The following is a 22614-nucleotide window of genomic DNA, read 5'->3' on the forward strand; positions in this document are numbered from 1 at the left end:
CGTCGCGCGCCCGTTGCACACGGGCGCGCGGCGTAGTTGCAGGGCTAGCGCTTAAGGTGCTTCAGAACTCGTTTTCGGAGGGTTTCGTACTCCGTGTCGAGGCGGGTACGGCCGGTCGGGCGAGAGGCGGGTTCGCCGTGGCCGACGAGCTCGTTGGAGGCGAACTGTTCTCGGGTGAGGTCTAGTTCTAGGCCGTCGCCGACGCGGTTCCACCAGTGGTAATCGGCCCATTCGCCATCGCGGTGAACATTGCCTCGCATGAGGTCGCCACCAAAGAGATCGTTGGCTAGCGGCTGAAGATCGATTGCGGGATCGCCTGCGCACATCTCGCCGAAGTCGATCACCCAGCGAGCATCACGTCCTGCGGGTTTACCGGTGTGTGATCGGCCGGCTCACCCTTGACCCAGCGTGCGATGTCCAGGTGCGCTTGAACAGGCTCGAAGCCTTGCCGGTGCGAACTGGGAACAGCGTCCTGGCCGTGCAGGCGTGTCGTTCACCGGCGAGCACTACAAGTCGCGCGTGACGAGGACGCTGTTCGTGCGCGCCGAAGCGGCTGCGCTGAGCGGCAACCCCGAGCCGGCACTGCTAGAGGGCATGGCTCAACTCGCGGTGCTGCCGCGGCCGTGAGCCGTGGTGCGGGTGATCAGCGGCTGTCTCGGTCTCGGACGTAGTAGGCGGTCGCCGCCAAGGTGGGTACCAGTGCTCCGATCAGGACGATGGCGGTTTGCACCCGAGACTCCTTTCACGCATTTGACGGGTCACCGGCGCACCCGGGAATAACGCCCGGGCCGTCGGGTTATCAAGTGTGGGTGGGCGAAGTGCCCGATCCGGCAGGCACGCCGGAATTGGAAAGCCCCGCGATGCTGCCAGGTCGGGGGTCCGACAGCACCGCGGGGTCATCCTGCATATCGACGTCCGACGGCTTCTCGTTACACGCGCGTCCACATGTGTCTTAGGTCACCTCGAAGTCGACCTGAATCAGCGACCCCATCGGTATCTACATGCACGTCGAGCGATTGCGCTAGACAACACTAGAAGCCTGTAGGGCCCGGGCGACAACGAGGGGAAATCTCCGGTAGAACGCCGGATGAGCTGGGCTTATCGATGCAGTGACCTCCGAGGTGATCACTTCTCGGAAAAGGCGTGCCATGCCCCTACCGCCGGTCGCAGTCCGCAACTCGATCCTGCCCTGGCTGATCGCCGTTGGAGCAGGCGCGGTCGAAACCCTGCTCCGCGTCTTCCAAGCACCGGCCGGTCCGCTGCTGGTGCAGGCCGGCATCCGGATGCTCATCTACGCCGCGCTCGCCGTTCTCGTCCTCCAGCTCCGCATCGGCCGGACCTGGGCGCGCATCGCGTTGACCGCGCTGCTCGGCGGGCTCGGGATGCTGAGCATGGTCGGGAGCGCACTCGTCTCGGTGCGGCGGCGGGCTCTCGCATCCGCCGACGCCTGGGAGCTCGCCTTCGTCCTGGTGCGCCCGCTGCACGTGGTCGCCGTGATCGGCGCGCCGGTTACGATGTTCCGGCCGACCGCCAACCGGTTCTTCCCGGCTATTCCTGCGTGAGCAGGTAGCGGCCGAAGTGCGGCACGGTGTGATCAGACCGCGTTCGCCCGAGTACAACAGGCCCTTCTTGATCAGGCTGTCGCGCGCCGGGACAGCGAGAACGGGCGGCGCCCCAGGTGCTCCGCGATGGACGCGTCGGCGCGGGCTCGTCGCGCCCCTCGACGAGCTCCGCCATCGCGCGCAGGTATTCGCGCTCGGCGGGCGTGGCCCGCTCGTAGCGGGAGCCGAAGAAGCCGACCGCGATCTCCGTCTCCGCCTCCGGTTCCGCCAGCCGCATGTCCTCGTCGCTGATCTCCTCGCGCACCGCCGCGTCCCAGGTCGCCCTGCCGTAGGCCTGCACGAAGTACGGGTAGCCGCCGGAGATCGTGAACAGGGCGTCCAGGGCTGACAGGGAGATCTCGGCCTCCTCGCGCTCGATGGGGGCGACGACGGCGTGGTCGGCGTCCGAGCGGGCTAGCCGGGTCGATCCGCACGTAGCGGAACATCCGCTCAAAGGAGAACTTGCTCGCCGCATCTCGTCGATCAGCAGCGATGCCGGTGCCGACATCCGCGGCCAGCTCGGCGACCTCGGTGAACAGCTCGACCAGCTCGATCTCGATGTCCCCGGAGTCGGCCCCGCCATGGGCGGCGGCCACGTCGGTGCCCGGTTGCCAGCGGTCCCGGAGCTTGGCCCCGTCCGGATTTGCCTTCAGCGCGAACGCCTTCAGGACAGCGAGCACCTCCTCGACGCGGTCCGGGGCGCGGTGCCGAACCGCGAAGCGCTGGGGGCGGTCGGCGTCGATCGCAATCCTGCCGAGCTGGCCGTGGTGGGCGGCCTCGGGCACCTCAACGGCTGAAACGGAACTCTTGCGGGCCTGCGGCCGGTCAGCGTTCGAGGATGGCCGTCATGCCCTGGCCGCCCGCCGCGCAAATGGAGATCAGGCCCCGGCCGGAGCCCTTCTCCGCGAGCAGCTTCGCCAGGGTTGCGACGATGCGGCCGCCCGTCGCCGCGAAGGGGTGGCCAGCCGCCAGGGACGAGCCGTTGACGTTGAGCTTTGCCGGGTCGATCTCACCCACCGGCTCGTCGCGGCCGAGCCGGTCCTTGCAGAACTCCGGGTCCTGCCAGGCCTTCAGGGTCGCCAGCACCTGCGAGGCGAACGCCTCGTGCACCTCGTAGAAGTCGAAGTCGCCCAGCCCCAGGCCGACCCGGTCGAGCAGCTTCGGCACCGCGTAGGCCGGGGCCATCAGCAGGCCTTCGTCGCCGCTGACGTGGTCGACCGCGCCGGACACCACGCCGCCGAGGTAGGCCAGCACCGGCAGCCGCCGCTGCGCGGCCCACTGCTCGCTGGCCAGCAACACGGTGGAGGCGCCGTCGGTCAGCGGCGTCGAATTGCCCGCCGTCATGGTCGCGCCCTCGCCGCGGCCGAACACCGGCTTCAGCTTGGCGAGCTTCTCCACCGAGCTGTCCGCTCGCAGGGTCTGGTCGCGCGCCTGGCCGAGGTACGACGTGATCAGGTCGTCGAAGAAGCCGCGGTCGTAGGCGGCGGCGAGCCGCTGGTGGCTGCGCGCGGCCAGCTCGTCCTGCTCCTCGCGGCCGATTTCCCAGGCCAGCGCGGTCTTCGCCGCGTGCTCGCCCATGGATAGCCCGGTGCGGGGTTCAGCGTTGCGGGGGATCTCGGGCACGAGGTGCTGTGGCCGGACTCCGGTCAGCGCCTTCAGCCGCGCGGCCGCGGACTTGGCGTGGTTGGCCCGCAGCAGGGCGCGGCGCAGGTCGTCGTTGACCGCGATCGGCGCGTCGCTGGCCGAGTCGACGCCGCTGGCGATGCCGACGTCGACCTGGCCGAGGGCGATCTTGTTCGCCACCGACACCACGCTTTCTAGCCCCGTCGCGCAGGCCATCTGCACGTCGTGGGCGGGGGTGCGGGGGTCGAGACGGGAGCCCAGAACGGTCTCGCGCGCCAGGTTGAAGTCGCGGCTGTGTTTGAGCACGGCGCCGGCGACGAACTCGCCGAGTAGTTCGCCCTGCAGCCCGAACCGCGCGATCAACCCGTCGAGGGCCGCGGTGAGCATGTCCTGGTTGGAAGCGCGGGCGTAGGGGCCGCCGGACCGGGCGAACGGAATCCGGTTGCCGCCGATTATCGCTACTCGCCCAACGGTGGCCATGGCCTGACTCCCTAGTTGATGTGGTGCTCTCTGGCACCCCAACCTACCCGTGGGTAGGTTGGACGTCGAGCGAACTTCGCGCCCCAGACCCGCGGGAGTGTCCAATGACCGACCGGTACCAGCAGTTCACCCTGTCCCCGATCGGGCGGCAGGTCGCCAAGCGGCTCGGCCTGCCCCAGCCGACGCCGCTGCGGCGCCACCGCCCCGGCGATCCTGCGGTGAGCGGCCCCGTGCTGGTGGGTGCCGCCCCCGGCGGTCGGCTCGGTGACGCGGTCGCGGCCACCCTCCAGGACGTCAGGGCCCAGGTCCACCGCACACCCGTCGAGGGCGAACGCTATTCGGCGCTGGTCTTCGACGCGACCGGCATCGGCAGCAGCGAGCAGCTGCGCGAGCTGTACGAGTTCTTCGGCCCGACGATCCGGCAGACCGACCGCTGCGGTCGGGTGATCGTGCTCGGCACCCCGCCCGAGGCTCACCAGGACCCACGCGCGCACACCGCGCAACGCGCGCTTGAGGGTTTCGTGCGCACCGCCGGAAAGGAACTCAAGCGCGGCGCGACCGCGCAACTGGTCTACGTCGCCGAAGGCGCCGAAAACGCGCTCGGCTCCACGCTGCGGTTCCTGCTCTCCGCGAAGTCCGCGTACGTGTCCGGCCAGGTGGTCCGGGTCGGCCCGGCCGAAGTCCCCGACCTGGCCTGGGAAAGCCCGCTGCGCGGCAAGATCGCCCTGGTCACCGGCGCATCGCGGGGCATCGGCGAAGCCATCGCGGAGACCCTCGCGCGCGACGGCGCCCACGTGGTGTGCCTCGACGTGCCCGCGCAGGGCGGCGACCTCGCCGAGGTCGCCAACCGCATCGGCGGTTCGACGCTGCAGCTGGACATCACCGCCGAAAACGCCGTCGACCGGATCGCCGAACACTTCGCACAGCGCCACGACGGCCTCGACATCGTCGTGCACAACGCCGGGATCACCCGCGACAAGACGATCGGCCGGATGACCCCGCAACAGTGGGACGCGGTGCTCGCGGTGAACCTGACCGCGCAGGAGCGGATCAACGAGCGCTTGCTCGCCGAGGACTCCCCGATGCGGCCCGGTGGGCGGATCATCGGCGTCGCCTCGATCAGCGGCATCGCGGGCAACGTCGGGCAGGCCAACTACGCGGCGTCCAAGGCCGGGGTGATCGGGCACGTGCAGTCCACCGCCGGGGCCGCCGCAGGTCGCGGGGCCACCATCAACGCGGTCGCGCCCGGCTTCATCGAGACCAAGATGACCGCGGCCATCCCGCTGTTCGTGCGCGAGGCCGGGCGGCGGATGAACAGCCTGTCCCAGGGCGGCCTGCCGGTGGACGTCGCGGAGACCATCGCCTGGTTCGCCAACCCTTCGTCGGCCGGCGTGAACGGCAACGTCGTCCGCGTCTGCGGCCAGAGCCTGCTGGGCGCCTGACCAGTTGCGATCCCGACGGAACGGAGTCCGCGATGCCGGAACTAAGCACTGCGCCGAAGCTTTCCTCGCTGTACCTCAAGGCCGTCGCCACCGGACCGACCCGACGCGGCGACCGGCTGCCGGACACCGAGTACTTGCGGCGCGACATCGAGATCGACCGCGACCAGCTCGCCGAGTACAACCGCGTGTGCGGGTTCGGGCTGCGCGACGAACTGCCGATCACCTACCCGCACGTGCTGTCCTTCCCGCTTTCGGTGCAGCTGATGACGGACCCAGGTTTCCCGTTCCCACTGGTCGGGCTGGTGCACGTGGCCAACAGGATCCGGCAGGAGCGCCCGCTGCTGGCGAGCGAGGCGCTGACGCAGCGGGTCGGCGTCGCCGACCTCCGCCAGCACCCGAAGGGCCGGCAGTTCGACGTGATCACCGAGACCGCCGCAGGCGGCGAGGTGGTGTGGCGGGAGGTCAGCACCTACCTGCGCCGCGGCGCAGCCGCCGGCGAGCAGTGCGGAGAGACGTCGGAGCCGCGGGGGCTCGGCGCGGCCGGGGAGCCGACGGCGACCTTGCGGGTGCCCGGCGGCACCGGGCGGCGGTACGCGGCCGTTTCCGGTGACCGCAACCCGATCCACCTGCACCCGTTGGCGGCCAAGGCGTTCGGCTTCCCGCGTGCGATCGCGCACGGCATGTGGTCGAAGGCCCGCTGCCTGGCGGCGTTCGCCGAGCGACTGCCGGACGCGTACGAAGTGGACGTCGAGTTCCGCAAGCCGCTGCTGCTGCCGTCCACGGTGGACTTCACGATGCGCCGGCAGGACACCGGCTGGGGATTCGCGCTGCACTCCCGCTCCGGCAAGCCCCACCTGCTGGGCTCCGTGCGCTGACCCGAAGTCACCGCAATCAATTGAAATCGCGGTACTTCGGCGTCGAAGGCGATGGACAACTTCCACGTTTCAATGGAAATTGCGGACGGTCACTGGTCCGGGGCCCAGGAGCGGCCTTCGACGAGATCGCTGAAGCCCATCCAGACCATGTTCATCAGGCGCATCGCCATCCCGTCGGCGGTGTGCTCGAGGTGCTGGAACCACCACTCCACCAGCGACTCGGCAGCCCCGACCAGGGCCACCGCGAACGGCTCGGTCTGCTCGGGCTGCATCGGCTGCGCCGACTCCTCGGTTGCCTGCGCCAGGAGCGCGGCGATCACGCTCGAGGCCCGCTGCCGCCACGCCACCAGCTCCGAGACGAAAGGTTCACCCTGGTTGACCTGCCGGTGCAGCACCGCCCAGCCCGCCTGGTTGCGGCCGACGTACTCGAAGAACACCCGCAGGCCGCGCCACAGCTGCTCGGCCGGGCTCAACCCGGCTTCCACCGCCACGCTGATCGCCTCGATCAGCCGGGCGGCCTCGCGCCGGATGCACGCGACGAACAGCTCGTCCTTGGCGCCCAGGTAGGCGTAGAGCATCGGCTTGGAGATGCCCGCGACCTCGGAGATCTCGTCCATCGACGCGGTGTGGAAGCCGTGCGCGGCAAACACCTCGACCGCGGCGTCCAGGATCTGCCGCTCGCGAACCGCCCGCGGCAGGCGCCGCGGCCGGGGGCGGCCGTTGCCCTGACGATCGACCATCTCACCTCTTACGCTGGTCTTTTCCGGCCAGGCTAGATCAGAGCAGATCGGTTGCGCCCGCTTGCCTTCGTACCTACTCGATCGTAGTCTTACTCACGAGTAGGTAAATGGAGGTTGCATCGATGCCCCGACACGAGATCGACTCGATCGCGGCTCTGGGCGAGGTCGACCCCAAGAAGATCGGCAAGGAGGAGTTCGTCGCGCTGCTCGAAGCCGCCTCCGAGATCACCGGCAGCGGCGCCCCGGTGAACGTGAGCGCGCTGCAACCGGAGCAGTTCGCGCGGCTGATCTCACGCGCCTCCGACGAGCAGCTCGAAGCCGTGATGGACCGCCCGGAACTGCGCGAACGCATCCTCGACGAGGTGTTCCGGCGGATGGGTGAGCACTACAAGTCCGAGAAAGCGAGCTCGACCGAGGCCGTGGTGCGGTGGCGCATCAGCAGCGACGACGGCCTGCTGCGCTACGAGTGCGTGCTGGCCGACGGCAAGTGCACCGTAAGCAAGGACTCGCAGCACGAGCTCAGGGTGACGATCACGACTCGCCCTGCCGAATTCCTGAAGCTGGCCTCCGGCAACGCCTCGGCGCCCATGCTGTTCACGAAGGGCAAGCGCAAGGTCGCCGGCGACCTCGGCTTCGCCGCAGGACTGACGAAGCTCTTCCAAATCCCTAAAGCCTGAGCTTGTTCGGCGAACCGGTTTCGCGCTGCGGCGCGCATCAACGACGATCACTGACAGGACTGCGATGACTTTCTCCCTGGAGCTGAGCGAGGAACAGCAGGAGCTGCGCGACTGGGTGCACGGCTTCGCCGAGCAGACCGTCCGCCCCGCCGCGCGCGAATGGGACGAGCGCGAGGAAACCCCCTGGCCGATCATCCAGGAGGCTGCGAAGATCGGGCTCTACGGCTTCGAAACGCTGGCCACGTTCTGGGCCGACGACACCGGTCTGTCGCTGCCGATCGCCAACGAGGAGCTGTTCTGGGGCGATGGCGGCATCGGGATGGCGATCTTCGGCACCACCCTCGCCGTCGCCGGGATCTTCGCCGCAGGCACGCCCGACCAGCTGGCCGAGTGGGTGCCGCAGTGCTACGGCGACGCGGGCGACCCGAAGGTCGCGGCGTTCTGTTCGTCGGAGCCCGGCGCCGGTTCCGACGTCGCGGCGATGCGCACCCGCGCGGTGTACGACGAGGCCACCGACGAGTGGGTGCTCAACGGCCAGAAGGCGTGGGCGACCAACGGCGGGATAGCGAACGTGCACGTCGTGCAAGCGGTCGTCGACCCCGAGCTGGGCTCCCGAGGCCAGGCCGCGTTCGTGGTGCCGCCGGGCACCAAGGGCCTGGAGTCGCCGAGCAAGATCCGCAAACACGGGCTGCGCGCCTCGCACACCGCCGACGTGTTCCTGGACGACGTGCGGGTGCCGGGCAACTGCCTGCTGGGTGGCAAGGAGAAGCTGGACGAACGGCTGGCCCGCGCCCGCGAGGGCGGCAAGGCCGGCGCGCAGGCTGCGATGAAGACCTTCGAGCTGTCCCGCCCGACCGTCGGCGCGCAGGCCATCGGCATCGCGCGGGCTGCCTACGAGACCGCCCTGGAGTACGCGCAGCAGCGGGAGACCTTCGGGCGGCCGATCATCGAGAACCAGTCGATCGCGTTCACCCTGGCCGACATGCGGATGGAGATCGACGCCGCTCGGCTGCTGGTGTGGCGGGCGGCGTGGCTGGGCCGAAACGGCGGCTTCACCGCGGGCGAGGGCTCGATGTCGAAGCTCAAGGCTGGCCGGGTGGCGACCTGGGCGACCGAACGGGCGATCCAGATCCTCGGCGGCAACGGCTACACCCGGGAGTTCCCGGTGGAACGGATGCACCGGGACGCCAAGATCTACGACATCTTCGAAGGCACCGAGCAGATCCAGCAACTTGTGGTGGCCAGGGCGATTTCGGGGCGCCACATCGCCTGAGACTTGGCGGCTGTTCCGTCTATGTTCCGTCCGCGACGGCCCGCGGGCGGAACATCCGGGCATCGATCGCCCGCCGGGCTCGCTCGTGCGACGACGGCAACATGTGCGCGTACGTCCGCAACGTGAAGCCCGGATCGTGGTGGCCGAGGTACTCGGCCAACTCCTTGATGTTCACGCCATCCGCGAGCGTCACACTCGCGTAGAAGTGCCGCAGCGCGTGCAAGCCGGACTTCCGGTCCGTTACGTATCGTTTCCGGCCCCGGTTGTCCTTCACCGGCGGCGGGATGACCTCGGCCTTGACCAAGGCTGGCTTCCACACCAGCTCGTCGTAGCTGCGTGCCTTGATGTGCTGATCGTCGGTCCAGCGGAACAACAGGTTGACGGTGCGGAGCTTGCCGTCCGGCTTCTCCAAGGGCAGCGAGTAGGGCCGCGCCGGGTACTTCGTCACGTGGACGCGGACCGCTTGCGCTGCCCACGTCGGCATCGGGACGATGCGCTCGCGGTCGTTCTTCGGCAACCGAACACGAAGTGCTTGCCGAGCTTCTTGACCTGCCGCCGCACCCTGATGACCTGTTCGTCGAAGTCGAAGTCTTCCAGTGCGAGACGGAACAATTCGCCCTGACGCAGGCCGCACGCTGCCCCAAGGATGGGCAACGCTTGAAAAGATCCGCATGCCCGCCGAAGAGCCCGCCAATCGTGCCGTCGTCCCACACCTCGACCTTCTCGCCGCCTGCCGACGGGCGCTGGATCACCGAGGATTTCACCGGTTCTTCTTGATCGCCTCGTCCGCGACCGCGAGATCCAGAACGCCCGGCAGGCCGAGACGGGTGTAGACGAGTCCGTAGAGGTGGGCCTGCACCCGGTACGCGGGCGGCGGGTCGTGCGCTTTTACTCCTTCATCGACGTGGGTCCGACCACCTTGTGGTCGACGACGGCAGCCGGGTCGGCGTCGTAGAGGTCGCAGGATCCGGTCAGGCCAGGGGAGTGGGACTCGCGGGCACCACCCCGCCATCCCCGCAGCAGTACGAGGCCGCGGTGCGCGCCAATGCCGCCGTCCTGCGCCACCTCGGCCGGGGCGCTGAATCCGCCCGCGCCCACGCCGAAACCAGCCGTCACCGGCAAGTGGGATCCCGGATTCGCGCCCGGCAAGACGCTCGACATGGCGAAGTTCCGGGCTGACCTCGCCCGCACCATGACCGGCGCCCCAACAACAGCTCTCACCGCACCAGGAGGAATCGAAACCGTGAGCTTCAACGACGGATTCAAGGACTGGGCAGGCAACCAGCAGACGGTCAAGTCCTGAATGGACAACATTGACCGGCGCCTGGCTGAACTGCACGGCACGATCCTGAGACTTCAGCAGTCCCACATCCCCAACGACAAGAACAAGAACAACGCCGCCAACCTGTGGTTCGACACCGGGAGCTGGTCCAACCAGACCCTCGGACACGCCGTCGCGATCCGCGCCGCACTGGCCAACATCCAGGGCGTTGACCCGGCGGCCGTCGCCGACGCACTGCGCCCCGCACTGGTCGAACTCGTCGGCCCGGTCGTCGCCGACGCCGTGCGCACCGCGCTCGGTGCGGACAACCAGGACCAGGCCGACGCGATCGTCACCGAGCTGGCACAGCGTCTCGCCGGGCGGGAGGCTGCTGCATGAGCGACCAGCTCACCGCCTGGTTGCGCACGATCGTGCCCGCCGCCTGGTCCGCGGTCATGTCGTCCTTCGAGTCCCGTCGACGGCTCGGCCAACGGCAGCTTCTCGCTTGATCACTTCCCGCCGCATGGTAGCCGTGAGGTATGCAAACTGGCGGCGATTCAGCCGGATTCGGCTTGCCAGATGAGAACGCCTTGAGCGCTCGATGTGGGGTCTCTGTCTGCTGTTTTGGTGTTGACTAGACCATCTGAGTGAGACTCCCTTCACCGAGCCGGTTCCTCAGTCATCTGCACCTGGTGTCGATATGCTGCCGTTCGGCCGATCGGCCCAAATGTCCAATGTGGAACCGCGCAGGGGTCGAGGGTGGAGTGCAGTTTCTGGGAGTTCGGCGCGATCGTGCGCCACGAGAAGGCCCGGCACGAGGCTGGTCTGGTCTCCGCGGGGGAAGCGCAGCGCAAGTTCGACATCCCGGCGTTCGTGTTCGCGCGCAACAGCGGCCTCACCCAGCCTGAAGATCCGCAGGCGACCCTGCAGGCGGCCACGGACGGTGCGCGGTCCAGGGGTTGGATCGGCGGAAACGGCCAGCTGGATGACAAGTGGTACGAGATCGTGTCGGCCCTGGTCTACGGCCGGTCGTTCGGCTACCTCTACCTGGCGGCTCCTGACGAGGACGAGACGCGGGTAATGGTGACGTCCACCCCGGGGTTGGCGTTTCGCTTGATGTTCCGTGGTGAGCGGGTGTGGGTCGATGAGGTCCGCCGTGATGCCGCCGAGCAAGTCCTGGTGGCGAGCCTGCCCGACGTCGGCCCAGCGGCGGGGCGCGGCGTGCGGCTGCCGACGGCGGTGCTGGAGGCAGCCGGAGACGAAGCGGAGAACCACAAGGCTGATCAGGGTGACTGGATCGCCTACGAGCTCGGCCAGGCCGGCATCCCGGCCGCGGACGCCAAGATGGTCGGCGCGCTGTCGAAGCTCGGCGATCGGGTCACCGGGCAGTTCGACATCGGGGTCCGCGAGCCCAACGGCACACCCCGGCTGGCGCCGTGGACGATCACGGCGCACCACAGCCCGTCCGGGCGGGTTGCCCGGATCCCGCAGCCGCCTGCCGGTGAGCAGACCCTGCTCACTCCGGCCAGCAACAGCACGGTGGCCGCGGCGCTCCGGTCCTACCGCGATGAGCTGTTGAGGGGCCTGTGAATTGCGGCGATGTGAGTAGTTCCGCTCAACTTTCGCCACGGTGCCGACGGCCTGTGCCACGATCACGCCCGGGGCCGCTGGAACGACGACAAGGGGAGATCAGGCAGTGAGTGAGCCGGCCAGTGTCAACGGTCGCCAAACGATTCGCGTCGACCTCGATCGCGCGCCCGAGCTCCTCGCCGAGCTCGACCGCGTACGGGAGAAGTACGTGGCGGCGCAGTTCGAAGCGAACCGGTTGGCGAACATCATGCCGCCGTTCGGCGATGACGTGACGGTCGAGGTGTTCAAGAAGCTCGGGGAACGCGCGCAGGGCGGCGAGGGAAGCCTGTACGACAGCGCGCAGGGCAAGATCGAATGGATCGACGGCTTCAAGGCCGCTGTGCAGAAGGCGCTCGACGAGCACAAGCGCATCGACGACGAGAACCGGATGGCATGACCGTGCAGACCACCCGCACCACCCTGATCATCGCAACCAGCGCGATCGCCCTCGGACTGGCCAGCTGCGCAACCCCGGGAACACCAGAACCCACCCCCAGCCCGGAGACGAGCGCCGCGGCGAACGACCCGTTCCACATCGAGAAGCCCAAGAACCTCGCGGCTGTCTCCGATCCCTGCCAGCTGCTGAACCAGGACCAGATCGGCCAGCTCGGCGCAGGTCAGCCTGAACCTGGACAGGCCGAATGGGGGCAAGGAACCTGCAAGTGGACCAGCCAGCTGCTCACCCTGGAAGTCGCTCCCGACACGGTGCAGGGGCAGGGGATCAAGTGGATGGCGAAGACCGCAGGGGACAGCGGGAAGCCGGACGGGAACGTCTCCGGTTATCCGGCGGTCCACATCGGCGAGACCAGCGGTTCGTGCGGAACATACGTCGGGACGTCTGACACGGAACTGTTCCTGGTCAACTACCAGATCGGTTCCGAAGGGCGGGGAAATCCGGAGTACCCGTGCGGGATGGCGGACAAGATCGCAGGCATGGTGCTGGAGAACCTGCCTCCGGCGTGAGAACGGGACACTGAGGGGATCTCATGGAGTTGTTCGGCTGGTTGTTCGGTACTCGGGAGGTGCCAGGGAAAGCCCAGGCGGCATTCGACCACCCGAAGATCTACGGGGACGTCGAGACCGGGCCTGGGGTGGCCGCGGCGTCGCGGGCGGCGGCGAGCTGGCGGGAGCGGGTCAGCGCCACGTTCGGTGAAGCCGACGCGGATCTGGACCAGGTGCTCAAGAAGTTCGACGTCGTCATGGAAGGCGCGGCCGGGGAACAGGCCAAGGAAGCGGTGACGCCGCTGGCGCAGGACACCCGGCAGTCGGTCGAGGTCGCTTCGCAGGTTGGGGCTGCAATCGAGCAGCAGGCCCAGGGCTCGGCGGACTTCAAGAACCGGTTCCCGCCGCCGCACCAGGTGCCGCCGGACAACATCGGCTGGACCGACTACGTCAACCCGATCTCCTACGGAACCAAGACCGGCGTGCGGGCCGCGCACGAGGAGATCCACGCCAAGGTCGACACCGAAGCCAGGGAGCAGTACGCGTCCTACACCAAGGACAGCAACGGCCGGGCCAGCGCGGTGCAGCATTTCGACCCGCCACCGAGGTTCGACGCCGACGTCACCCCGGCGGCCACCACACCGGTGAGCAAGGTCGACCAGCCCAGCACCGGCTACACCTCGACCAACGCCACGACCAGCGACCAACGGCAGGTCCCGCACACCTCGACCGCCCCGACGCCGTTCACGCCGACACCGACGGAGCATTCACCGCTCAATCCGGCACCGCAGACCCCAGCCGAGTCCGGTTCGGCATGGACCACACCGCCCGCGGCCGGCGGCGCACCGTTGCCGGGCACGGTGGCCCCGACGCCTGCGCCCGGTGGCGGATTCGTCGGTGGCGCGGTGATCCCGCCCAGCGGCTCGGGCACCGGCACGCCAGCACCGGGGACCGGCGGCCGAACCGGCTCCGGCGTGGGATCTGGCACGGGCCGGGGAACCACGCCTGGTCCCGGTCCGGGTGTTCGCGGTGGCGGCCCCGGTGCTGGCTCGCTCGGTGGTGGCGGACGGTCCGGCTCCGGCGTGCCTGGAGTCGGCAACGCCACGACCGCCGGTGGAGCAGCGGCGCGCGGCGGCCCAAGTGGACCCGGCGGCGCAGCCGGTGCGGCCGGGCGCGGCCGGGGTGAAGGCGAGGAGGACAAGGACCACGAGAATAAGTACGTCGAGGAGACCTCCGAGCTGTTCGACGACCTCGGCCTACCCAAGACCGCACCGCCGGTGTTCGGTGACTGGGGCAACGAGCCCGGTCTGCCGCCTCGACCGCCGGAGAAGAAGTAGCACCGCCGCACCCTCTATAGCTTCTCCGTGCTGCTGGCCGCGGGATTCTCGGTTCCCCCTCCGATAATTCCGCGGCCAGTTCCTGTTTCAGCTGGACGACGGCACGATGCGGACGTGCCCGTCGCGCACCTCACCGGAACACCACGCGCACACCGGTCGATCGTCTGGATCGGACTCCTCACCAGCCAGAACGAGTACGCCGCACAGCGCCTCCACCTTCGTGCCAGCCCGGGGCGCACCGTCGGTGGGTATGGGCAGGACGTGGTTCTGGTAGCCGAACGCGACCCAGCGCCCGGCGGGAATGTCCGCAGCGGACTGATCTGCTGGCACAACACACTCCTATGTGACCGAAGAGGGCAAGGTGGTTGCGGGTGGGAGATGCCTCGGGGGCAAGGCACCTCCCACCCGCCCGGTCCGGACGCCAGTCGGGGGTCACGGCATCCGATCCGGAGCTACAGGCGTCGCAGCCCGGCGAGGACGCACTGCAGTAGGTCGTCGGATGGCGTGGCGAAGTCGGCAGCGAACGCGGGGGATGCTGTTCGCGGCACTGGCAGGCCCTGGGGCTGCTCGACGGCGAGCGCGTCGGCCAAGTCCCCGCGGATCGTTCGCGGGAGACGCAGCTGGTGACGGCCGCTGCTGGTCTCGGTCTCAATGCGCTCGATCAGGAACTGGACCGTCAGCGCACCTTCACCGCTTCCGCCGTGCTGTGAACGGGAGAAGTAGCGATTTGCACACCAAATCAGGGCCGCGAGCGCGAAAGCTACTGCCGTTATGACCATGGTGATCATGCTTGTGCCCTTTCCGTGAGGACCGGCCGCGCAAGGTGCGCTTGCCCGGTGAGTGAGGTGGGGCGGATCGTGATCGGCCGGCCGATGTCGGCGGGTAGGAAGCACAGCGGGTCCGGCCGCAGCACCGCGATCGGGGCATGAACGTGTCCGGGCTGCGGAAGCGTGAGCGCAGCCCGGAGGGTCCATACGGCTGTGGAGTGGTACTGCCAGGACACCAGCACGGGGGCGAACACGTCGGTGTCGGTCAAGGTCGGGGTGCGGTAGGCGGTCGCGTCGTCCTCACCGCGGAGAATCACGACGTCAGCGCATGTCGGCCACTGGAACACGTGGGCCAACAGTTCGGGGCCGTCCTTCGGGCCGAACACGTAGAGCACCCCGCCCTGACGCCGCAGCGCGCTCAGCAGTTCGTCAACCTCGGTGCGGCTCACTTCTTCTGGCCTTCCAGAACTCGCCGACGCCCTTGCTCTGGCGTCTGGGCAACCGGCATCGGGATGCCCGCGAGCACGTGGGCCGCCTTGTTGCACTCCGGGCACGTCGGCCAGAGCCACGCCAGTTCCCCGGATTCCGGCTGAATGCGCCGATCGCACAAGGCCGTGACGGCCGTACCGTCTGGCCATCCTCCTGCTGGCCTCTGATCAGTTGCCGCGTGCCGTTGACCGGCGGCAGGGACCCAGGAAAAGGGGTGCGGGCGGTACATCACCCCACCGCCTTCGAAGGTGCGGGACCGGTGGTCAACGCAGCGATCTCCACCGGTCCCGCGGTACCGCCGTGCGCCGAGCGAGTGGTGGCAACTCGTTGCGTCACGGCGGAGTCTCGTTGAGCTTGCGGCGCCTGCGCTCTGGCAGCGATCGCAACTGCCATCCGGCACCTCCGTTCCTCGCACCCCACGGGGCTCGAACTTGCACAGAAACAACTCGTGCTGTGTATAGCATCACTGTCTGTGCAGGTCACTATATAAGTCGCACTGCGACTTGCTGTTCCGCCGAAAGGGTCACTCACATTGAAGGCCGCATCGCTCGTGCAGACTGATCGACAACTCCTGAAGCATGTGGAGAGGACGGTGTCGTGGATGGCCGGTAAACAGTCCCGGAGTCCGAAGGTGTTGCGCGTTCAGCTCGGTCGGGAGCTGCGTGCCCTACGCGACAACGTCGGGTTGTCCCGCGAGGACCTTGCCGACCGGTTCGGGTGGCACGCCACGAAGGTCAGCCGCATCGAACAGGGGCAGGCAACTGTCGCGGCCGATGAGGTGAACAACCTCCTCGACCTGTTCGAGGCGTCGGAGGAGACGGCGGAGCGCGTCCGCAAGCTCGGCCAGGAGGCTCGCAAGCGCGGGTCGTACGGCAAGGTCCCGGACTGGGCTCGTGGCTACATCGGGATGGAATCCGACGCGGACCGGCTCCGCGTTTATGACGCCGAGCTTGTCAGTGGGCTGCTGCAGACCGAGCGATACGCCAAAGCTGTGATAGCCACGTCCGTAGTCGTAGCGCCCGCGGAGATCGATCGGACAGTGGGCAACCGGATCAAGCGGCATGAGCTCTTGACCCGTGAGAACGCGCCGGAAATTCACGTCATCTTCGGTGAAGCGGCGCTGTATCGGCAGGTTGGTGGCCCGGATGTACTCCAGGAACAACTTCGGCATCTGAAGGACGTCGCGTCACTCCCGAACGTGACGCTGCAAGTGCTGTCCTTTGCTGCTGGAGAGCACGCGGCTTTGGGGACGGGATTCACGCTCTTGGATCTCTACGACGTGGGCGCCACGTATGTCTATCTCGAAGACCTGACGAGCTCCGATTTCTGGGACAAGCGAGCGCACACCGACGTGTACGAGCTGGTGTTCTCTCGTCTCGGGGTCGCCGCATTGAGTGAACGTGAGACACTTGCCGCGCTTGACGCAGCGATAGCTCGACTGTCATGAGTGGTGAACGATGAAAAACCTGGACCTGGCCCAGGTGTCCTGGCGCAAGAGCAGCCGCAGCAGCGGCGGCGCTAACAACTGTGTCGAGGTGGGGCTTGCGACCGAGGTGGTTGGGGTTCGCGACACCAAAGACCGCGATGGCGGAACCCTGGTGTTCGACCGCTCCACGTGGGAGGCCTTCCTTCCCGGCCTCAAGGCCGGCCACTTCGACCTCTGACGCGAGTCAGTACAGCGCCCATCTCGGAGCTGATCCGAGGTGGGGCGCTGTCGTTACGGCGAGTGATCGCTAACTCGCGGCAGATCCGCAGCTGGGTTCATGCTCCGGTCCTGTTCCTGTTCCGGCTCTGTTCCGTCGCAGGGTCCCTCACGTTCAATGACGACCAACTACGCCAAACGTGATTTTAGCTGGCCAGAAGCCCAATTAAGGATCTTGCCGCAGGTGGCACTGTTCCGATCCGTAGATCTACGACATCTTCGAAGGCACCGAGCAGATCCAGCAACTTGTGGTGGCCAGGGCCATCTCGGGGCGCCACATCGCCTGAGCCAGCCATCCAGGGCCGGTGGGGCACCCGCAGCCAGATCCTCGGCCAGCTCCGCTAAGTCCACCGAGGGGGTGGCGCGGGCCGGGGGAGGGTTCCGGCCCGCTACACCGGGGATCACTGCAAGTCGACCGTCGTGCCGACGCCCCACGGATCCGCGAGCGCGGCAGCGACGGCAGCCCGCCCGACGCGGTTTCCCGTGATCGTGTTCCCCTTCGACGGGGCTCGGCGCCCCGACGCTTCGATGGTCAGTGCCACCTCGCGCCCGATGCCGCCCGGATAGTCCGATCAGGCGGGTCAATCCCGGCGGCGGCAGCCGTCGCGGGCCGTGGTCGCGGACCTCGCAACGAGACTCGATCGGGGGTGCGGGCTAGGCCGACCGTGGTACCGGCTTATCCGCCTGGACGCCGATCTCGGCGCGCCGTGCCCGCCGCCCAGCCGCCGCGAGGATCCCGAATTCACCCTTCACCGGGCCGCCCGGGATGCACGGTCGACCATGTTTGGCCCGGATTCGCCGCGTGGCGCTCGCCACGGTGCGGATTTGCACAAACCTCGCTCAGGTCAATGTTAGAAGGTGCACGATTTCGTGGGTCCCTGCACCACCGCAACTCGGCAGGTGCACCATTATCGTTGGTCCGAACGAATGAACGTCGGCGGCGGCGAAGTCATCATCCGCTCCGACGCGCGTCACGCCCACGTGGGGATGGGCGCCCTGCGGTGCCCGACACCGCGCCGGGCGAGCGCCGCGGGGAGGGCTCGGAACGGGACGTGGTGGGCGACGACGCCGCTCACGGTGGCCCGGCCACAGCTTCGAGAGTGAACGGGAGGGCGAAGCGGTGAAGAAGACCACCCCTGACCTGGAGACACCGATCTTCCGGGAACTGAACAAGGAGCTCGGCGAGCTGCCCGAGCTCGACATCCACGACTTCGACCAGCACGCGTTCGACTTCCTCCGCGAGTACGACGAGCAGAAGTCGTCGGCGGCGGCCGAATCAGCGGAGGCGGTCGAGCCGGTCGCGGCATCGGCGGGCAGCAGGTCCCGGCGCGGCGGGCGGCGGCGCAAGGGCGACTGATCTGACATGCGCTGCCGGTGACGCCTGTCACGATGGCGCGCATGACGACGTGGCTGGAATTCGCTGAACAGGCCCCCGAACTGGCGAAGACCGCCCGGGCGCAGCTGGAGGCTGCCAAGCACCACGTGCTGGCCACCCTGCGCCGGGACGGTTCGCCACGGGTCAGCGGCACGGAGGTCGGCTGGCGCGGCCCGGACCTGACCCTGGGTTCGATGCCGGGCTCCAGGAAGGCCCTGGACCTGCGCCGCGACCCCCGGTTCGCGCTGCACGCCAATCCCGGTGACGGCTCGATGGCGGGCCCGGACGTGAAGATCGCCGGCCGGGCGATCGAGGTCACCGGTGATGAGCGGCGCGCCTGGGTCGAAGAGGTCAAGCCGCCGAGCGAGGACTCGCACCTCTTCCGCCTGGAAGTCACCGAGGTGACGACGACGGGTGTCTCCGACGACCAGACCCACCTGGTCATCCAGCACTGGACGCCCGCCGAAGGCGCCCGCACCTTCAAACGCCGGTGAACGACCGAAGGAGGGCACCTACAACCGACTTGGCCGGTCGGCTTGGCCGGTCAGAGGTGCCCTTGCGCTCGGTCAGTAGGTGATGGCCATGCCGGGGTCGGACAGGAGGGCCCCGACGTCCGCCAGGAACTGGGAGCCCTGCTGGCCGTCCACGACCCGGTGGTCGAAGCTCAGCGCCAGCTGGCACACCTTGCGGGGCACCACCTGGCCGTCCACCACCCACGGCATGTCGCGGATCGCGCCGAGCGCGAGGATCGCCGACTCGCCCGGGTTGAGGATCGGCGTCCCGGTGTCGACGCCGAACACGCCGACGTTGGTGATCGTGATCGTGCCGCCCACCATTTCGGCCGGGGTCGTCTTGCCCTCCCGCGCGGTCGTGGCGAGCCGCTCCAGCGCCTCAGCCAGCTCCTTCAGGGACATCTGGTCGGCGTCGCGGACCTTGGGCACCACCAGGCCGCGCGGCGTGGCCGCCGCGATGCCCAGGTTCACGTAGTCCTTGTAGACGATGTCGCCGGCCGCTTCGTCCCAGGTGGCGTTCACGTCCGGGGTGCGGCGGGCGGCGAGGCACACGGCCTTCGCCGCGAACGCCAGCGGCGTGATCTTGACGCCGCGGAGCTCCGGGTGCGACTTCAGGCGCTCCCGCAGCTCCATCATCGGCGTGACGTCGATGGTGAGGAACTCGGTGACGTGGGGCGCGGTGAACGCGCTGTCCACCATGGCCTGCGCGGTCGCCTTGCGGACGCCCTTGATCGGTACCCGCCGCTGACGCCCGGTCGGTGCTGCGGTGGCGGGAACGGCCGCGCCACCCGCGGCGGAGTGCACGTCGGCGCGGGTGATCACACCGCCGGATCCGGAGCCGGCCAGCGCGTGCAGGTCCACCCCGAGGTCCCTGGCCAGCTTGCGCACCGGTGGCTTCGCCAGCGGCACGTAGCCGCCCTGCTGCGACACCCCGGGAGCTGCTGCGGCCGGTTCGGGAGCAGGTTCCTGAACCTCTACGCCCTGCGCCGCAACGGGCTGCGCCCCGGCCCGGCCCTTGCGCGGGCGGCGCTTCGCGCTCGCCGTTCGCGGGCCGTAGCCGACCAGCGTGGCGATGCGGCCGTTGGACTCCTCGCCGATCTTGCCGGACTCCGCGGCAGGGGCCGCTTCGCCAGCCGATCCTTCGAGGTCGATCGCTATGATCGGCGACCCGACCTCGACTGTCTGCCCCGGCTCGGCGAGCAGCTCGCGGACCGTGCCGGCCCACGGGCAGGGCAGCTCGACGGACGCCTTGGCCGTCTCGATCTCGACTATCACTTGGTTGACGGTGACGGCGTCACCGGGCCGGACGCGCCAGCCGAGGATTTCCGCTTCGGTCAGCCCCTCGCCGACGTCGGGCAGCGGGAAGTGCTTCAGTGCCATCGAACGACTCCCTCAGAGCCTGTTGGCGAACTTTGTTGGTTTTGTCTTTGAAGCGCCGAAGGCGCTTGGCCCACCCTCACAACCGGCACCGCCGTGGGTTGTCAGGCGTCGTCTGGGGAGGACAGCCCCGAAGCCGCGTATTGGAAACCTGCGCAAATGGGGACCCCGCAGACGAGACGGCGTCTGAGGTTCCGCTACCGGCACCGCCGCTCAAACGAGTTCGAAAGGCCAGGCTTTCAGTACGCCAGCGAGCGGTCGACCGCGTCCAACACCCGGTCGAGGTCGGGCAGGTAGCCCTCCTCCAGCTTGCTGGGCGGATACGGCGTGTCGAAGCCCGTCGCACGCAGCACCGGTGCTTCCAGCGAGTAGAAGCATTCCTGGTGCACCCGGGTCGCGATCTCGGAGGTGACAGAAGCCTCCGCGGGTGCCTCGCTGACCAGCACCAACCGACCGGTGCGGCGCACCGAGTCGAACACCGGGTCCAGATCCAGCGGGGACAGCGTGCGCAGGTCGATGACCTCCAGCTCCAGGCCGTCCTCGGCGGCGGCGGTCGCCGCGTCGAGGCAGGTCCGCACCATCGGCCCATACGCAGCGACGGTCACCGCCGAACCCGCGCGCACCACGCGCGAGCTGAACAGCGGGACCGGCGGCGTGCTCGGGTCGAGCTCGGCTTTCTCGTAGTAGCGGCGCTTCGGCTCGAAGAACAGCACCGGATCGTCGCACTCGATTGCCTGCTGCAGCATCCAGTAGGCGTCCACCGGGTTCGAGCACGAGACCACTTTCAGCCCGCCGACGTGCGCGAACAGCGATTCCGGCGACTCCGAGTGGTGTTCCACGGCGCCGATGCCGCCGCCGAAGGGCACCCGCACGACGACCGGCATCTTCAGCTTGCCCTGGCTGCGGAAGTGCAGCTTGGACAGCTGGGAGACGATCTGGTCGAAGCCGGGGAAGATGAACCCGTCGAACTGGATCTCGCACACCGGCCGGTAGCCGCGGATGGCCAGCCCGATCGCGGTGCCGATGATGCCGGACTCCGCCAGCGGGGTGTCCAGCACGCGGTGCTCGCCGAAGTCCTTCTGCAGGCCGTCGGTGATCCGGAAGACGCCGCCGAGCTTGCCGACGTCCTCGCCCATAACGAGGACCTTCGGGTCGCGTTCCAGCGACGCGCGCAGGCTCATGTTCAGCGCCTTGGCGATCGTGACGGTTTGGGCGCCGGCCGTTGCGGTCGGGCGCTCCAATGCGGGCGCGGCCATCAGCGCACACCTCCTGCCATCGCCTCGTCGGCGAATCCGGCCAGGTACTGGAGGTAACCCTCGCGCTGGGCGGCCAACTGCCGGGTGTCTTCCGCGTAAACCTCGGAGAACATCCGCTCCGGTGGTGGTTCGGGCATGTTGAAGCAGTAGTCGCGCAGCCGGGCGGCGAGCTCGTCGGCCTCGGTGTCGATGCCGTCGAAGAAGCTCTGGTCGGCGATCTGTTCGCGGACCAGGTGCACCCGCAGCCGTTCGATCGGGTCCTTGAGCTTCCAGGCCTCCTGCTCGTCGGCCAGCCGGTAGCGGGTCGGGTCGTCGGAGGTGGTGTGCGCGTCCATCCGGTAGGTGAACGCCTCGATGAGCATTGGCCCGTTGCCCTGGCGGCATTCGTCCAGCGCCCACTTGGTGACCGCGAGGCTGGCTAGCACGTCGTTGCCGTCCACCCGGATGCCTGGGAAACCGTACCCGCTGGCGCGGCGGTAGAGCGGCACGCGGGTCTGGCGTTCCAACGGCTCGGAGATCGCCCACTGGTTGTTCTGGCAGAAGAACACCAGCGGGGCGTCGTAGACCGCCGCCCACACCATGGCCTCGTGCACGTCGCCCTGGCTGGTGGCGCCGTCACCGAAGAAGACCATGGTGGCCTCGCCGTTCGGGTCGCCGACCTTGCCGTCGAAGCGCTGGCCCATCGCGTAACCGGTGGCGTTCAGGCACTGGTTGCCGATGACGATCGTGTAGAGGTGGAATCGCATGCTGTTCGGGTCCCAGCTGCCGTGGTCGGTACCGCGGAAGATGCCCAGCAACTCGGTCGGGTCGATGCCGCGGCACCAGGCGACGCCGTGCTCCCGGTAGCTGGGGAAAGCCATGTCCTGCGGCTGCATCGCCCGGCCGGCGCCGATCTGGGCGGCTTCCTGGCCGAGCAGCGGTACCCAGATGCCCAGCTGGCCCTGCCGCTGCAGGGCATTGCCCTCCCGGTCGGCGCGGCGGACCAACACCATGTCCCGGTACAGGTCGCGCAGCTGCGCGTCGGAGACGTCGATGTCGAAGTCAGGGTGTGTTACCCGCTGGCCTTCCGGGGTGAGTAGCTGAACTAGGTCAGCTCCACCTTCGCTTGTGGCGCGCAAACCGGCGATCACCTGCTCCCTTGTGGGTTTCGCTGCGATAGCGGCAGGGGGACCAGCGGCGCCTTCGGCTTCGGGTCGCGTCCATTGCTCGGGGGACATGTGTGATCTCCTCGTGTCGCGCCGGTCCACCCGCTTGTG

General features: G+C 68.5%; 29 protein-coding genes and 1 pseudogene. 17 read left to right on the top strand and 13 right to left on the bottom strand.

Features of this window, described 5'->3' with window-relative positions; all coding sequences use genetic code 11:
* Positions 1-44: 44 nt before the first annotated feature.
* Positions 45-344, bottom strand: coding sequence for a YunG family protein (locus tag ACWDKQ_RS22255; RefSeq protein WP_450140671.1), 300 nt, complete (start codon positions 342-344; stop codon positions 45-47).
* A 142-nt stretch (positions 345-486) separates the two neighbouring features.
* On the opposite strand from ACWDKQ_RS22255, the gene ACWDKQ_RS22260 reads away from it, so the two are divergent.
* Together ACWDKQ_RS22260 and ACWDKQ_RS22265 are read left to right on the top strand one after the other, a co-directional pair.
* Positions 487-627: a hypothetical protein gene (locus ACWDKQ_RS22260; protein ID WP_450140672.1), complete on the top strand. Its 141-nt coding sequence runs from the start codon at positions 487-489 to the stop codon at positions 625-627.
* A gap of 521 nt (positions 628-1148) precedes the next feature.
* Positions 1149-1562: a hypothetical protein gene (locus ACWDKQ_RS22265; RefSeq protein WP_450140673.1), complete on the top strand. Its 414-nt coding sequence runs from the start codon at positions 1149-1151 to the stop codon at positions 1560-1562.
* Here the strand turns inward: ACWDKQ_RS22265 and ACWDKQ_RS22270 are convergent.
* Both ACWDKQ_RS22270 and ACWDKQ_RS22275 read right to left on the bottom strand, forming a co-directional pair.
* Positions 1549-2317, bottom strand: a pseudogene (locus ACWDKQ_RS22270) (ATP-binding protein); the annotation flags it as partial. The gene ACWDKQ_RS22265 and the pseudogene ACWDKQ_RS22270 overlap by 14 nt on opposite strands.
* A 109-nt stretch (positions 2318-2426) precedes the next feature.
* Positions 2427-3704 carry an acetyl-CoA C-acetyltransferase gene (locus ACWDKQ_RS22275; RefSeq protein WP_450140674.1) on the bottom strand — a complete coding sequence of 426 codons (1278 nt, stop codon included), beginning with the start codon at positions 3702-3704 and terminating at the stop codon, positions 2427-2429.
* Between the two features lie 104 nt (positions 3705-3808).
* Here ACWDKQ_RS22275 and ACWDKQ_RS22280 point away from each other — a divergent pair, with 104 nt between their 5' ends.
* The gene (locus tag ACWDKQ_RS22280) at positions 3809-5146 is read left to right on the top strand and encodes a 3-oxoacyl-ACP reductase (protein ID WP_450140675.1); all 1338 of its coding nucleotides are present in this window, start codon (positions 3809-3811) and stop codon (positions 5144-5146) included.
* A gap of 32 nt (positions 5147-5178) precedes the next feature.
* Complete coding sequence (locus ACWDKQ_RS22285; RefSeq protein ID WP_450140676.1) at positions 5179-6021, top strand: MaoC family dehydratase; 843 nt, start codon at positions 5179-5181, stop codon at positions 6019-6021.
* A gap of 89 nt (positions 6022-6110) precedes the next feature.
* Here ACWDKQ_RS22285 and ACWDKQ_RS22290 read toward each other — a convergent pair whose 3' ends face one another.
* Positions 6111-6761 (bottom strand): TetR/AcrR family transcriptional regulator, encoded by a 651-nt coding sequence (locus ACWDKQ_RS22290; RefSeq protein ID WP_450140677.1) that lies wholly within the window; start codon positions 6759-6761, stop codon positions 6111-6113.
* A 122-nt stretch (positions 6762-6883) separates the two neighbouring features.
* On the opposite strand from ACWDKQ_RS22290, the gene ACWDKQ_RS22295 reads away from it, so the two are divergent.
* Together ACWDKQ_RS22295 and ACWDKQ_RS22300 are read left to right on the top strand one after the other, a co-directional pair.
* Positions 6884-7438 carry an SCP2 sterol-binding domain-containing protein gene (locus ACWDKQ_RS22295; protein ID WP_450140678.1) on the top strand — a complete coding sequence of 185 codons (555 nt, stop codon included), beginning with the start codon at positions 6884-6886 and terminating at the stop codon, positions 7436-7438.
* Between the two features lie 64 nt (positions 7439-7502).
* The gene (locus ACWDKQ_RS22300; RefSeq protein ID WP_450140679.1) at positions 7503-8711 is read left to right on the top strand and encodes an acyl-CoA dehydrogenase family protein; all 1209 of its coding nucleotides are present in this window, start codon (positions 7503-7505) and stop codon (positions 8709-8711) included.
* A gap of 19 nt (positions 8712-8730) precedes the next feature.
* Here ACWDKQ_RS22300 and ACWDKQ_RS22305 read toward each other — a convergent pair whose 3' ends face one another.
* Positions 8731-9228, bottom strand: coding sequence for a hypothetical protein (locus ACWDKQ_RS22305; RefSeq protein WP_450140680.1), 498 nt, complete (start codon positions 9226-9228; stop codon positions 8731-8733).
* 11 nt (positions 9229-9239) lie between these two features.
* Between ACWDKQ_RS22305 and ACWDKQ_RS22310 the strand changes: the two genes are divergently transcribed.
* A complete protein-coding gene (locus tag ACWDKQ_RS22310; protein ID WP_450140681.1) occupies positions 9240-9488 on the top strand; it encodes a hypothetical protein in 249 nt (82 codons plus the stop codon).
* 111 nt (positions 9489-9599) lie between these two features.
* On the opposite strand, the gene ACWDKQ_RS22315 is transcribed toward ACWDKQ_RS22310, so the two are convergent.
* Positions 9600-9872 (bottom strand): hypothetical protein, encoded by a 273-nt coding sequence (locus tag ACWDKQ_RS22315; protein ID WP_450140682.1) that lies wholly within the window; start codon positions 9870-9872, stop codon positions 9600-9602.
* Here ACWDKQ_RS22315 and ACWDKQ_RS22320 point away from each other — a divergent pair.
* The 6 genes from ACWDKQ_RS22320 (at position 9871) to ACWDKQ_RS22345 (ending at position 13880) form a co-directional block, all read left to right on the top strand.
* Positions 9871-10014, top strand: coding sequence for a hypothetical protein (locus ACWDKQ_RS22320; RefSeq protein WP_450140683.1), 144 nt, complete (start codon positions 9871-9873; stop codon positions 10012-10014). The two genes, ACWDKQ_RS22315 and ACWDKQ_RS22320, sit on opposite strands and share 2 nt — an antisense overlap.
* A complete protein-coding gene (locus ACWDKQ_RS22325) occupies positions 10015-10371 on the top strand; it encodes a hypothetical protein (protein WP_450140684.1) in 357 nt (118 codons plus the stop codon).
* A gap of 360 nt (positions 10372-10731) precedes the next feature.
* Positions 10732-11562: an ESX secretion-associated protein EspG gene (locus tag ACWDKQ_RS22330; RefSeq protein ID WP_450140685.1), complete on the top strand. Its 831-nt coding sequence runs from the start codon at positions 10732-10734 to the stop codon at positions 11560-11562.
* Positions 11563-11668: 106 nt separating this feature from the next.
* Positions 11669-11998: a hypothetical protein gene (locus tag ACWDKQ_RS22335; RefSeq protein WP_450140686.1), complete on the top strand. Its 330-nt coding sequence runs from the start codon at positions 11669-11671 to the stop codon at positions 11996-11998.
* The gene (locus ACWDKQ_RS22340) at positions 11995-12564 is read left to right on the top strand and encodes a DUF3558 domain-containing protein (protein ID WP_450140687.1); all 570 of its coding nucleotides are present in this window, start codon (positions 11995-11997) and stop codon (positions 12562-12564) included. Before ACWDKQ_RS22335 ends, ACWDKQ_RS22340 begins: the two co-directional genes overlap by 4 nt.
* 23 nt (positions 12565-12587) lie before the next feature.
* Positions 12588-13880 (top strand): hypothetical protein, encoded by a 1293-nt coding sequence (locus tag ACWDKQ_RS22345; protein WP_450140688.1) that lies wholly within the window; start codon positions 12588-12590, stop codon positions 13878-13880.
* Positions 13881-13967: 87 nt separating this feature from the next.
* On the opposite strand, the gene ACWDKQ_RS22350 is transcribed toward ACWDKQ_RS22345, so the two are convergent.
* The 4 genes from ACWDKQ_RS22350 to ACWDKQ_RS22365 form a co-directional block, all read right to left on the bottom strand.
* Positions 13968-14210: a hypothetical protein gene (locus ACWDKQ_RS22350; RefSeq protein WP_450140689.1), complete on the bottom strand. Its 243-nt coding sequence runs from the start codon at positions 14208-14210 to the stop codon at positions 13968-13970.
* A 122-nt stretch (positions 14211-14332) separates the two neighbouring features.
* A complete protein-coding gene (locus ACWDKQ_RS22355) occupies positions 14333-14668 on the bottom strand; it encodes a hypothetical protein (RefSeq protein WP_450140690.1) in 336 nt (111 codons plus the stop codon).
* The gene (locus ACWDKQ_RS22360; RefSeq protein ID WP_450140691.1) at positions 14665-15096 is read right to left on the bottom strand and encodes a hypothetical protein; all 432 of its coding nucleotides are present in this window, start codon (positions 15094-15096) and stop codon (positions 14665-14667) included. The genes ACWDKQ_RS22355 and ACWDKQ_RS22360 overlap by 4 nt, the downstream gene beginning before the upstream one ends.
* The gene (locus ACWDKQ_RS22365) at positions 15093-15365 is read right to left on the bottom strand and encodes a zinc finger protein (protein WP_450140692.1); all 273 of its coding nucleotides are present in this window, start codon (positions 15363-15365) and stop codon (positions 15093-15095) included. The genes ACWDKQ_RS22360 and ACWDKQ_RS22365 overlap by 4 nt, the downstream gene beginning before the upstream one ends.
* A gap of 402 nt (positions 15366-15767) precedes the next feature.
* Here ACWDKQ_RS22365 and ACWDKQ_RS22370 point away from each other — a divergent pair, with 402 nt between their 5' ends.
* The 4 genes from ACWDKQ_RS22370 (at position 15768) to ACWDKQ_RS22385 (ending at position 18707) form a co-directional block, all read left to right on the top strand.
* Entirely contained in the window at positions 15768-16583 is an 816-nt protein-coding gene (locus tag ACWDKQ_RS22370) for a helix-turn-helix domain-containing protein (protein WP_450140693.1), read from the top strand.
* Positions 16584-16593: 10 nt separating this feature from the next.
* Positions 16594-16800, top strand: a complete 207-nt coding sequence (locus tag ACWDKQ_RS22375) for a DUF397 domain-containing protein (RefSeq protein ID WP_450140694.1) — start codon at positions 16594-16596, stop codon at positions 16798-16800.
* Between the two features lie 1158 nt (positions 16801-17958).
* Entirely contained in the window at positions 17959-18195 is a 237-nt protein-coding gene (locus ACWDKQ_RS22380) for a hypothetical protein (protein WP_450140695.1), read from the top strand.
* A 41-nt stretch (positions 18196-18236) separates the two neighbouring features.
* Positions 18237-18707, top strand: a complete 471-nt coding sequence (locus ACWDKQ_RS22385) for a pyridoxamine 5'-phosphate oxidase family protein (protein WP_450140696.1) — start codon at positions 18237-18239, stop codon at positions 18705-18707.
* A 72-nt stretch (positions 18708-18779) separates the two neighbouring features.
* Here ACWDKQ_RS22385 and ACWDKQ_RS22390 read toward each other — a convergent pair whose 3' ends face one another.
* The 3 genes from ACWDKQ_RS22390 to pdhA form a co-directional block, all read right to left on the bottom strand.
* Entirely contained in the window at positions 18780-20105 is a 1326-nt protein-coding gene (locus ACWDKQ_RS22390; RefSeq protein WP_450140697.1) for a dihydrolipoamide acetyltransferase family protein, read from the bottom strand.
* A 236-nt stretch (positions 20106-20341) separates the two neighbouring features.
* Positions 20342-21358: an alpha-ketoacid dehydrogenase subunit beta gene (locus ACWDKQ_RS22395; RefSeq protein WP_450140698.1), complete on the bottom strand. Its 1017-nt coding sequence runs from the start codon at positions 21356-21358 to the stop codon at positions 20342-20344.
* Positions 21358-22575 (bottom strand): pyruvate dehydrogenase (acetyl-transferring) E1 component subunit alpha, encoded by a 1218-nt coding sequence (pdhA, locus tag ACWDKQ_RS22400; protein WP_450140699.1) that lies wholly within the window; start codon positions 22573-22575, stop codon positions 21358-21360. The genes ACWDKQ_RS22395 and pdhA overlap by 1 nt, the downstream gene beginning before the upstream one ends.
* Positions 22576-22614 lie beyond the last annotated feature (39 nt).

The sequence above is a fragment of the Saccharopolyspora sp. NPDC000995 genome, from assembly GCF_053599315.1.